The sequence below is a fragment of the Acinetobacter sp. NS-4 genome, from assembly GCF_037402435.1.
Lineage (GTDB): Bacteria > Pseudomonadota > Gammaproteobacteria > Pseudomonadales > Moraxellaceae > Acinetobacter.
Genome location: NZ_JBBEUE010000016.1, coordinates 1 through 11,595 on the forward strand (window position 1 = coordinate 1; position 11,595 = coordinate 11,595).

Annotated in this window: 9 protein-coding genes and 1 pseudogene; 5 read left to right on the forward strand and 5 right to left on the reverse strand. The window is 40.9% G+C overall.

Going from position 1 to position 11,595, the window contains the following annotated elements; genetic code table 11:
* Positions 1-86: 86 nt before the first annotated feature.
* The 4 genes from WAE57_RS12145 to WAE57_RS12160 form a co-directional block, all read right to left on the reverse strand.
* Positions 87-914 (reverse strand): hypothetical protein, encoded by an 828-nt coding sequence (locus tag WAE57_RS12145; protein ID WP_337710807.1) that lies wholly within the window; start codon positions 912-914, stop codon positions 87-89.
* A gap of 360 nt (positions 915-1,274) precedes the next feature.
* Positions 1,275-2,291: a ketol-acid reductoisomerase gene (gene ilvC / locus WAE57_RS12150; RefSeq protein ID WP_086173953.1), complete on the reverse strand. Its 1,017-nt coding sequence runs from the start codon at positions 2,289-2,291 to the stop codon at positions 1,275-1,277.
* Positions 2,292-2,400: 109 nt separating this feature from the next.
* Positions 2,401-2,892, reverse strand: a complete 492-nt coding sequence (gene ilvN / locus WAE57_RS12155; RefSeq protein WP_086173954.1) for an acetolactate synthase small subunit — start codon at positions 2,890-2,892, stop codon at positions 2,401-2,403.
* On the reverse strand, positions 2,889-4,616 hold the full coding sequence (locus WAE57_RS12160) for an acetolactate synthase 3 large subunit (RefSeq protein WP_337710808.1): 1,728 nt from the start codon (positions 4,614-4,616) through the stop codon (positions 2,889-2,891). Before WAE57_RS12160 ends, ilvN begins: the two co-directional genes overlap by 4 nt.
* Positions 4,617-5,404: 788 nt before the next feature.
* Between WAE57_RS12160 and WAE57_RS12165 the strand changes: the two genes are divergently transcribed.
* From WAE57_RS12165 to holA, 5 genes and pseudogenes are all read left to right on the forward strand, one after another.
* Complete coding sequence (locus WAE57_RS12165; RefSeq protein WP_237787850.1) at positions 5,405-5,767, forward strand: DUF4124 domain-containing protein; 363 nt, start codon at positions 5,405-5,407, stop codon at positions 5,765-5,767.
* A 52-nt stretch (positions 5,768-5,819) separates the two neighbouring features.
* A pseudogene (locus tag WAE57_RS12170) lies at positions 5,820-6,008 on the forward strand (DUF4124 domain-containing protein); the annotation flags it as partial.
* Positions 6,009-6,406: 398 nt separating this feature from the next.
* The gene (leuS, locus tag WAE57_RS12175; RefSeq protein WP_337710809.1) at positions 6,407-9,028 is read left to right on the forward strand and encodes a leucine--tRNA ligase; all 2,622 of its coding nucleotides are present in this window, start codon (positions 6,407-6,409) and stop codon (positions 9,026-9,028) included.
* 218 nt (positions 9,029-9,246) lie between these two features.
* Positions 9,247-9,783 carry an LPS assembly lipoprotein LptE gene (lptE, locus tag WAE57_RS12180; protein WP_237787848.1) on the forward strand — a complete coding sequence of 179 codons (537 nt, stop codon included), beginning with the start codon at positions 9,247-9,249 and terminating at the stop codon, positions 9,781-9,783.
* Positions 9,784-9,800: 17 nt separating this feature from the next.
* Positions 9,801-10,796, forward strand: a complete 996-nt coding sequence (holA, locus tag WAE57_RS12185) for a DNA polymerase III subunit delta (protein WP_337710810.1) — start codon at positions 9,801-9,803, stop codon at positions 10,794-10,796.
* Here the strand turns inward: holA and WAE57_RS12190 are convergent.
* A complete protein-coding gene (locus WAE57_RS12190; RefSeq protein ID WP_086173961.1) occupies positions 10,793-11,242 on the reverse strand; it encodes a bacteriohemerythrin in 450 nt (149 codons plus the stop codon). The genes holA and WAE57_RS12190 overlap by 4 nt on opposite strands.
* Positions 11,243-11,595 lie beyond the last annotated feature (353 nt).

Below are 11,595 nucleotides of genomic sequence, written 5' to 3' on the forward strand. Positions count from 1 at the left end.
AGGATTTTAAGTATTTAAAACCAATTCTTCAAATGAGGACACGCCCTAAAACCTATTATTAAAAAAATCATTTTTATAATACCTCATCAGTTGTCTTCAACTCGATTCAATAAGCCACTTTTTACCTGATAGACCTGACCATCCCCAAAATCAATTTGCTGTTTTTCTCCATGAATTGCTGGAAATCCAGTAATATTTTCCAATTGCGGTGAACGCTGAAATTGATGGGTTTTAGGATTATACATCCAGTAAATAAAACGCTTATCTTCAACTTTGCGATCATTTGAAGTATCTGACAACACGATGTCGTAATAGCCATCAAAATTAATATCCATATAGCCAATACTCTTAGGATAAGCGGTAAAACCTGTCAGACTCTGCACCACTTGATTGGTGGTTTTATTCAATACCTGCACTTGTTTTAAAGCCTTTCCATAAGGTTGTTGAGCATTTTCCACACCATAAAATTTAAATATAAATAGCGGCTTTTCTACGGCTGAAAATGCAGGTTCAAATTGTATTAGAGTATTTTCATTATTATTTGCTGCACTGAAAACTGCTGGCATATCTCCAGTATTTGCATTTAAGTTTCCATTTAATTGATATTGTTCAGATGTTGCCTGCTCACCATTTACACTTACCGACTTAAGGTTAAGCTGATCGCCTTTTTGCAAACCCTTAAAGGCAATCGTTTTTTGATCACTCAAATCATGAAGCGTTCCGTGCGGATTCCAGATCCCTGCATATAAATCAAGAAAATAGCGTCCATCGTTTGAACGTAGCATTCGTTGCATAGAAACACGGACATTTGTGAAAGGTTTCAGGTTCTCAGTAGCTGATGCAGGAACTGTTTCTGCATAACTCAAGTAGGAAAGCGATAAAGTTGTAAGACATAGTAGGATCTGAGTTTTCATTGTTCAGCCACACTCAACAATAAAATAAATTATGTCTACTCTATCACACTTAAAATCACCTCTAATCTATCTCTATACCTGATGTTTTGTTGCGAATTGGTAAGAGACCAATCCTCTTCAAAAAACTAAAAATATCTTAATCAATAAAAAAACCCAATCAAAAAGAGTGGGTTTTTCAAATCAAATCAATTGATTCGAGAAATTAGTTTTTCTCTTTATCTACGATTTTGTTTACTTGGATCCAAGGTATGAGCGAATTCAAAGCACTGCTTTGAACGATGTGCAAGAAAGGAAAGCACAACTTTGTATAAAAAAAGCCCCTGTTATAAAACAAGGGCTTTTTGACTTAGAAATTAGAACTTAGTTCTTTTCTTTGTCTACAATCTTGTTCGCTTGAATCCAAGGCATCATTGCACGTAACTTGTTACCAGTTACTTCGATACCGTGAGCCGCATTTTGACGACGACGTGCAGTCATAGATGGGTAGTTCAATGCACCTTCTTGGATGAACATCTTCGCGTATTCACCAGACTGAATACGTTTAAGCGCATTACGCATTGCTTCACGAGACTGTTCGTTGATTACTTCAGTACCCGTTACGTATTCGCCATATTCAGCATTGTTAGATACTGAATAGTTCATGTCAGCGATACCGCCTTCAAACATCAAGTCAACGATCAATTTAAGTTCGTGTAGACATTCGAAATACGCCATTTCTGGAGCATAACCCGCTTCAACCAAAGTTTCGAAGCCCATTTTAACCAATTCAACTGCACCACCACAAAGAACTGCTTGCTCACCAAAAAGGTCAGTTTCAGTTTCTTCACGGAATGAAGTCTCGATAATACCTGTACGGCCGCCACCTACGCCTGAAGCATAAGAAAGTGCTACGTTACGTGCGTTACCAGAAGCATCTTGGTGAATGGCGATTAAGTCAGGAACACCTGAACCACGTTGGTATTCAGAACGTACTGTGTGACCTGGTGCTTTAGGTGCAACCATGATTACGTCTAAGTCAGCACGTGGCACAACTTGGTTGTAAAGAATTGAGAAACCGTGAGCAAATGCTAAAGTCGCACCTTGCTTGATATTTGGCTCAATTACGTCACGGTAAAGTTGAGATTGGAATTCGTCCGGAGTCAAGATCATTACTACGTCAGCTTGTGCTACAGCAGCAGGAACTTCAGCAACTTTAAGACCTGAATTCTCAGCTTTTTTCCAAGAAGTAGAGTTAGCACGTAAGCCTACAGTTACGTCAACGCCAGAGTCTTTAAGGTTAAGCGCATGTGCGTGACCTTGTGAACCGTAACCGATGATCGCTACTTTTTTACCTTGGATGATAGATAAGTCACAGTCTTTATCATAAAAAATTTGCATTGCTGTCTCCGCTTAAATGCTTATGTTTCCTTTTATCCAAGTCAATGATGTTATTGGTATTCACTGACTTGGATACTCATCTGTACGATGAGTAGAATATGTTAAAAAATTAGATTGTTAAAACTTTTTCGCCACGTGCGATGCCTGATACGCCAGAACGTACCACTTCAAGAATGGTATTTTCTGCAAGCGCATCAATGAAACCATCCAGTTTTTCAGTGGTTCCAGCAATCTGGATCGTGTATGTGGTTGGTGTTACATCCACAATTTGCGCGCGAAAAATGTCTGCAGTGCGTTTAATTTCAGCACGTGCCGATCCAAGTGATTTCACTTTAATCAGCATCAATTCGCGCTCAATATGCGCACCTTCAGACAAATCAACCACTTTAACCACTTCAACCAGTTTGTTGAGCTGTTTGGTGATTTGTTCAATTTTATGATCATCACCATAAGTGGTCAGGGTCAAACGCGACATGGTTGGATCTTCGGTTGGCGCAACGTTCAAAGTCTCAATATTATAATTACGTTGAGAAAATAAACCTACCAAACGAGAAAGCGCGCCAGCTTCGTTTTCTACGAGAACAGAGATAATATGTCTCATTGAGTGCGCTCCCCTTTTCCTAACCACATATCTTGCATAGACTGACCTGCAACCAGCATTGGATATACATGCTCGCTACGGTCAACCATTACGTTAATAAATACGCATTTATCATTGATTGCCATGGCTTCTTCAAGCTTGGATTCAAGCTCATCGGCATGGTCAATTTGAATGCCGACATGACCATAAGCTTCCATTAACTTGGCAAAGTCAGGCAATGATTCAACATAAGAGCTTGAATGACGGCCTTCGTAGTTCATATCCTGCCACTGTTTCACCATACCCAAGGCACGGTTGTTCAAGCACAAGATTTTTACGTTCAAGCCGTATTGCTTACAAGTAGAAAGCTCTTGGATACACATCTGAATCGACGCTTCACCAGTAATACACACTACTTGCTGATCCGGGAACGCGAGTTTCGCAGCCATTGCATATGGCAAGCCTACACCCATGGTACCTAGACCACCTGAGTTGATCCATTGACGTGGACGTGTGTATTTGTAATACAACGCACCAAACATCTGGTGTTGACCTACGTCGGAAGTAATGATCGCTTGGCTATTGGTGATTTTATCTAAAGCTGCAACGACTTGCTGTGGCTTCATTGTGCCATCAGTCGGTGCCACAACTTTTAAGCCGTGCGCTGCACGCCACTCATCAATTTGCTTCCACCATGCTGCAATATCTTCAGGATTTGGCTTAGAAACATTCATTTGTTTCAACTGAACCAACATCTCTTGCAATACAGGTTCTACCGCACCCACAATTGGAATGTGCGCCATGATGGTTTTAGAAATCGTTGCCGGATCAATATCAATATGAATGACTTTGGCATTTGGACAGAATTTTGCCGGATTATTGGTTACGCGGTCATCAAAACGCGCACCTACACAGAGAATTAAGTCTGCATTATGCATGGTCATGTTGGCTTCATAAGTACCATGCATACCCAACATACCGACAAATTGAGGGTCATTACCCGGGAATGCACCCAAGCCCATCAAAGTATTGGTTACTGGATAGCCCAATAAATGAGCCAGTTCAGTCAATAATGCTGAAGCATTACCCTGTACCACGCCACCGCCAGAATAAATCACTGGACGTTTTGCACTAATCAATTCATCAATCGCTTTACGAATTTGACCTGAGTGACCACGGTGTGGTGGCTGATACGAACGCATCTTCACTTTTTCAGGATATTCGTAAGCAAATTTTTCTGCTGGGTTGGTCGCATCTTTAGGAATATCGACAACCACAGGACCTGGACGGCCTGAAGATGCAATATAAAATGCCTTTTTAATAATCGCAGGAATTTCGCTGGCATGACGCACTTGGAAACTGTGTTTTACGATTGGACGAGAAATACCGACCATATCGGTTTCTTGGAACGCATCCTCACCAATGAGATGGCTTGCAACCTGACCAGACAAAATCACCATTGGGATTGAGTCCATATAAGCCGTTGCAATTGGAGTTACGGTATTTGTCGCACCGGGACCTGATGTGACAAGTACCACACCAGTTTTACCTGTTACACGCGAATAAGCATCTGCCATATGACCGGCAGCTTGTTCATGACGTACGAGGTAATGATTGATTTTGTCTTGTTGAAAGAGCGCATCGTAAATATGTAGTACTGCGCCGCCTGGGTATCCAAATAAATGCTCAACGCCTTCGTCCGCCAATGCGCGAACAAGCATTTCACCACCAGATAAAAGTTCCAACGTGATTCACCCTAATCTTTTTTCACGCACAAATGGAGGGCATTTGTGGTGATTAATTCATTAACTGTCTGCTCTGTTATAGCACACAAATTTCATAGTTTTCATAGCAATAAGAAAAAAATCTGACCTGGTTGCTGTTTGAGCAATATGAGGTCTAAAACATGTTGGGATAAACATATTTTGTTGGCTTTGTTCAGCTTCTCGGCTAGAGAAGAAGTCCATTGCTAAAAGGCACTTATTCGAAGGGTGATCGATCTAAGGCATATAAAACTAAAGCAGCATTTTTGTGGTTTCGAGTATTAAAGTCAAGTTTAAAAATTAGCTTTTTATACATTATTTTCGAATAATTCACTTTTTATTGGGTTGTTTTGTTTAAAACTGTTCGCAGAATAATCATTAAAATTTAAAATATTTATATATTTCAAATAAATAATAAAAAAATTTCATGAAAAATAAGTATAAAAAATATAATAAAATGGAATGAATATTTATTTTATTGAAACATGTTTTTATTAATTTAAATCTATTTTCTAAGTTCTAATTGTATTTTCTGATACATTTTTGTACTAAATGAACGCGACAACCGTCGATAAAAGAGAAACTTTTGCTGATTAAATCTCTTCCTCTAATGGTAGTCCTCAATAAATACCATTCACTTGTCTGCATTTTGGGACAGTTTATCTTTTTTTTCTGCAAAACCATCAAGATCATATAAAATACTCAGGCAATCAGGAGTTCTATTCCCCCCACTCTATCCAACTGATTATGACAATAAGGACTTGATTATTATGGCATCATCTTGCATCAAAATTGGATTTATAGCGACTGGCTTAATCTTAAGTTTAAGTTCAACCACAAGTTTTGCTAAAGAATATTACAAATGGGTGGATGCCAAAGGGTCTACCCATTACACCACCACACCACCACCAAAATCTGCAAAGAAGAAAGGTAAAGTGGATACTTATGGCGCGGCAGGTTCTGCTAGTCACGCGGCGCATGCAAATGCGGATAAAGAAGCACAGAATGCAGCAGCGGAAAAAGAGGCGCAAAATCATGTAAATGCAGGACTAGCGGCGGCAAATGCGGCTGAAGCCCCGAGCACCCCTATGAAAAAATCGCCATCCGTTTCAGCTGCTCAGCGCGCTGAATAAAATAAGAAAGAAGTGGTGGCAGCTGCTTGCCATCACTCGCCATGTTCAATAAATGAATATTTTTTCCTTTTTATTCAATTATCTAGTATTGAGCATAATATTATTCGCCTCAGCATGTATTCATGCTCAAAATTTTTATAAATGGGTAGATGCAAATGGTTCAACGCACTACACCACCACACCTCCGCCGAAAAATGCCAAGAGACTTGGCTCAGTATCAACCTATCAAAATAAAACTGAACAATCTAAAAAAGTACCAGAGTCCAAAGAACAAATACAAAATCATTATTCATTTCCCACAACAGCTAAAATTGAATTAACAGCAGCAGAACGAGCTGCAATTGAAATTCAAGTGAAACAGCAGCTCCAAAAAAACCAACAAACGTTAAAACAAGATCCATATGCCAATATGTTTGGCAGCGCAACAGAACAAGACATCCGCTCATCGATAGAATCAGCTTATTTGCAAAAGAAAGAGAAACGCGCGAATTCAAAAGCATCACCTCATTAAATGAGATTCTCCAAAGTTCCATTTCTAATGACCAGGAAGATAAAATCCTGATCTGGAAACTGACATTGCATAGCAATTTGCGCTATGCTGTGCAACAAACTTTTTAACCATTGTTCTTATATACGTTTATGACTACTCACATTGACCCTGAATATCAAGCCAGTGCGATTGAACCAACGGTCCAACAAGACTGGGAAACTCGCAAAGCCTTTAAAGTTGCCGACACTGTAGAAGGTCCACGTCGTTATATCCTCTCGATGTTCCCTTACCCAAGTGGCAAACTGCATATGGGTCATGTGCGTAACTATACCATTGGTGACGTAATCAGCCGTTTCCACCGCTTAAAAGGTGAAACTGTGCTGCAACCTATGGGTTGGGATGCGTTCGGTCTGCCTGCGGAAAATGCTGCGATTGCACATAAAGTGGCACCGGCAAAGTGGACTTTTGAAAACATTGATTACATGCGTAATCAATTAAAAAAATTAGGTCTTTCAGTAGATTGGGATCGTGAATTTGCGACCTGTACCCCTGAATATTACCACTGGGAACAATGGTTATTTGTTCAGCTTTATAAAAAAGGCCTGATCTACCGTAAACTATCAACCGTAAACTGGGATCCGGTGGATCAAACCGTTTTAGCAAATGAACAGGTTGAAAATGGTCGCGGCTGGCGTTCAGGTGCATTGGTGGAAAAACGTGATATTCCAATGTACTACTTCCGCATTACCGACTATGCGCAAGAATTATTAGACGATTTAGACACCTTAAAAGACGGCTGGCCACAACAAGTCTTGACCATGCAACGCAACTGGATTGGTCGCTCACAAGGGATGGAAATTACCTTCCCTTCAGCAAATCCAGAAATCTATGCCGATGATTTAACAGTATATACCACTCGTGGTGACACCTTGATGGGTGTGACTTATGTTGCGGTTGCTGCTGAACATCCAATGGCGCTTAAAGCGGCTGAAACCAATCCTGAATTAAAAGCATTTATTGAAGAATGCCGTATGGGTTCTGTTGCAGAAGCCGATCTTGCCACTGCCGAGAAAAAAGGTATGGCGACTGGCCTTTCAGTTAAACACCCTGTAACAGGTGAAGCTGTTCCGGTCTGGATTGCCAACTATGTATTGATGTCTTACGGTTCAGGTGCGGTGATGGCAGTGCCTTCACACGATGAACGTGACTTCGAATTTGCCAACAAATACGGTTTGACCATCAAGCAAGTGATTGATGCCAAAGGTGCAGACGATGCAGACTTTGATTCAACCCAATGGCAGGAATGGTACGGTTCTAAAGAAGGTAAACTGGTCAATTCAGGCGAATTTGACGGTTTAGACTTCCAGGGTGCTTTTGATGCATTTATTGCAAAATTAGAACCACAAAAACTTGCCAATACCAAAGTTCAGTTCCGTTTACGTGACTGGGGGGTTTCTCGTCAGCGTTACTGGGGTTGTCCAATCCCAATGATCAACTGTGAAAAATGTGGTCAGGTCACTGTACCTGAAGAACAGCTTCCAGTGATTCTACCCACTGACGTTGTGCCAGACGGTTCTGGTAACCCACTCAACAAAATGCCTGAATTTTTCGAGACTAAATGTCCATGCTGTGGCGGTGATGCACGTCGTGAAACAGATACCTTGGATACCTTTGTAGAATCTTCTTGGTACTATGCACGTTATGCATCTCCAGACTTCACTGGCGGCATGGTTAAACCGGAAGCAGCTCAAACCTGGCTTCCAGTAAATCAATATATTGGTGGTGTTGAACACGCGATTCTGCACTTGTTATACGCGCGCTTCTTCCACAAATTGATGCGTGATGAAGGCGTGGTACAAGGTAATGAACCATTCACCAACTTGCTCACCCAAGGTATGGTGCTGGCAGATACTTTCTACCGTGAAGCGGATTCAGGCAAGAAAACCTGGTTTAACCCTGCTGACATCGAACTTGAAAAAGACGAAAAAGGCCGTGTGCTTTCTGCAAAATACACCGGCGATGGTCAAGAAGTTGTGGTGGGCGGTCAAGAGAAAATGTCGAAATCGAAGAACAACGGTATCGACCCGCAAGCGATTATTGACCAATACGGCGCAGATACCGCACGTGTATTCATGATGTTTGCGGCACCACCAGATCAATCACTTGAATGGTCTGACGCAGGCGTTGAAGGTGCAAACCGCTTCTTGAAACGTGTATGGCGTTTAGCTACAAGCTTCCTTGAACAAGGCAATGCTGCAACTGCATTTGATGCAGCAAAACTTTCAACAGCTGCGCAGGACTTACGTCGTAAAACGCATGAAACCATCCAGAAAGTGGGTGATGACATCGAACGTCGTCATGCATTTAACACGGCTATTGCTGCGTTGATGGAACTTTTAAATGCCAATAACAAGTTTGAAGCAAAAGATGACAACGATGTTGCTGTCGCACGTGAATCCATCACTACCCTGCTTACTTTGCTTGCTCCGTTTGCACCGCACTTAAGCCAAACCCTATTGGCTGAGTTTGGTATCGAATTAACAAATGCTTTATTCCCTGCTGTGGATGAATCTGCGTTAACCCGTAATACTCAAACTATCGTGGTACAAGTCAACGGCAAACTTCGTGGCAAACTTGAAGTCTCTGTAGATGCATCGAAAGATGAGATCTTGGCTCAAGCAAAAGCACTACCTGAAGTTCAACAATTCTTGACTGGTCCAACCAAGAAAGAAATTGTGGTACCGAATAAATTAGTGAACTTGGTGGTTTAATTAAATTTGAAAAATCCCCTCTCCTTTCAAGAGAGGGTTAGGGAGAGGTAAATTTCAACCCTCATCCTAACCTTCTCCCAGAGGGAGAAGGAACTTTTCATTAGGAATTAAAAACAAAACCCAAACAAAGCCCGTTGCCAGCCAACGGGCTTTGCACATACAATCACTAAATATTTCAATCTTCCTTTTTCTTTAAAGAACAATACAGAGGATAACGCATGCATTTGGGCAAACGTTTAGCAGCAATTGTTTTAACTTGTGGTCTAAGTGCAGGCTTAGTGGGTTGTGGCTTCCATTTAAAAGGCACCAATCCGACAACTGCTCCTGTGGCTTATTCTAAAATGAAATTGGTCTTGCCGAATAATACAGAAGACTTATATGAAAAACTTGCAATTTATTTAGGTGCCACAGGCATTCAGCTCAGCGATAGTTCTGATGCCTACGTGTTGCGTGTACTGGATTACACACCACAACGTCATGAGTTAAACGGTAAATTGGTAGAAACCTTACTGCGCTTAACGGTGACTTTCCGTATTGAAGATGCACAGGGTAATCCGGTGACTGAACCGCGCACCATTACCGCTTCACGCAGCTATCAATATGATGTGGCCACTGTAAACACTGATGACCAAGAACAAAAATATCTTAATCAGGTGATTGTTGATGATGTGGCACAGCAAATTGTGCGTCAGATTTCATCCAACCGCCTACCGAAAGTGGTCACCAAACCGGCCAACTCAACCACACAACCTTAAATATAGATAACAGTGCTATGAAACTTGACTATCCCCAAGCCCTAAAACGTGTTGATGAAGCTCGTGGTGCCTGGATTATGTATGGTCAAGAACCTTTGCTTGAACAGAATTTACTGGATGCTTTTCGTCAAAGCTGGCACAAACAGGAAATTGAACGTCAGCGTTATGACGTTAGCAATGTCAGTGACTGGAAAAATGTCTTTAATGCTTTAAATAGCCTGTCATTATTTTCTACTCAACTTGCAGTTGAAGTGCATGGCAATATCAAGCCCGATGCCAACAGCATCAAGCAACTGAAAAGCTATATCCAGCACAATGAGCAGAACCTGCTATTGGTGGTGATGCCCAAACAGGACAGCAGCAGCCTAAAATCCAGTTTTTTCCAGGTGGTGGATGCCAATGGTGTCACTGTTCCGCTCACGGCCAATTATCCGCAAGACCGGCAACGGATTTTAAGCATTGAGGCAGAAAAGCTTGGGATTAAACTGGCCAATGATGCTTGGGCTTGGCTGGAACAACACCATGAGCACAACCTGCTGGCAGCCAAAAACAGTTTAATGCGCGTCAGCGATACTTTTGCCGACGTAGACGTGATCCAGATTGATCATTTGTATTCATGCTTACAAGATCAATCTCGCTATACTACTTACGATTTAAATGATGCCCTGCTAGCCGGCAACCTGGCTCAGGCAATTAAAATTTTCCAGTATCTGATTGCTTCTGGCGAGCCGATGAGCCTGATTTTGTGGAGCATCAGTAAAGAAATGCGTTTACTGATGCAATTGTTTGAACAGCCGCAAAATGCCTTGCAACTTGGAATCTGGAAAAATAAAGTCAGTCAATATCAACAGGCCTTAAGACGGCTCAATCCAAACTGTTTCCTGACTTGGCCATCCCTGTTGTTGCGCATTGATGCATCCATTAAAGGTTTGGGGGACGAGAATCCCGAACATCTGATCCTACAAGCCATCAGTAGCATGTGCGGTCAAAACTTATTTGAATCAAATGCTTAACTAAAAAAGCGCGAAAACCAGCTTTTACCTTTCTTTTGTTCCTGTGTACGCAGATAGTGCAGCATATTGTCACGCACTGCATCCACATAGTCTTGATCATCATGCTGGATATGATTAATCAACCACTTTGACAATAGTCGATATAAATCATTTTCAACCGACTCTCCCTTGTCAAATTTATGACGATAATCATTTAGCCGTTTAACAAATAATTCATGTATACCTCTATGAGAAGGCAAATACTGATAACGTACCTGCTCAAGCAGGTTTTCTTCAAAGCTAAAATGCGATTGGGTATAATCAATCAAATCATCCAGGACTTCCTTGATCTGGTTGCGATCCCCACTCCCTCTAATTTTTTCCAACGCATTAATGTAATCCAATATCTGACGATGCTGATTATCAATCACATCAATCCCAATATTATAAGTTTCATTCCATTCCATCACTTACCCCTTACAAATTTTCATATTAAAGTTATGATCTTTTTCGCATAATTATGGGGATTAATGCTCTTATTATTAAACCCATAATTATTTTATGGATTTAATAATACAAACTTTTTTTATTTAAATCTAGAGATAAAACAAAGATTTTTAAAATTATGTGTACCAGTTCGAAACTCAGGGCGGTAAAATAAAAAACAAATAAAAATGTCGAACATAAAAAATTATTCAAATAAAAATCATTAAATAAATCTAGCATCATTCGACTAAAATATAATCTGTCTAGATGACTAAGATCAGTTGGCAAAAATACATTCTCACCACAGCAATTCTGCGAAACTCAACAGTCAGAC

Excerpts from the sequence above, each read along its gene's own strand:
- WAE57_RS12145 (WP_337710807.1), bottom strand. The coding sequence starts at position 914 with ATGAAAACTCAGATCCTACTATGTCTTACAACTTTATCGCTTTCCTAC.
- ilvC (WP_086173953.1), bottom strand. The coding sequence starts at position 2,291 with ATGCAAATTTTTTATGATAAAGACTGTGACTTATCTATCATCCAAGGT.
- ilvN (WP_086173954.1), bottom strand. The coding sequence starts at position 2,892 with ATGAGACATATTATCTCTGTTCTCGTAGAAAACGAAGCTGGCGCGCTT.
- WAE57_RS12165 (WP_237787850.1), top strand. The coding sequence starts at position 5,405 with ATGGCATCATCTTGCATCAAAATTGGATTTATAGCGACTGGCTTAATC.
- leuS (WP_337710809.1), top strand. The coding sequence starts at position 6,407 with ATGACTACTCACATTGACCCTGAATATCAAGCCAGTGCGATTGAACCA.
- lptE (WP_237787848.1), top strand. The coding sequence starts at position 9,247 with ATGCATTTGGGCAAACGTTTAGCAGCAATTGTTTTAACTTGTGGTCTA.
- holA (WP_337710810.1), top strand. The coding sequence starts at position 9,801 with ATGAAACTTGACTATCCCCAAGCCCTAAAACGTGTTGATGAAGCTCGT.
- WAE57_RS12190 (WP_086173961.1), bottom strand. The coding sequence starts at position 11,242 with ATGGAATGGAATGAAACTTATAATATTGGGATTGATGTGATTGATAAT.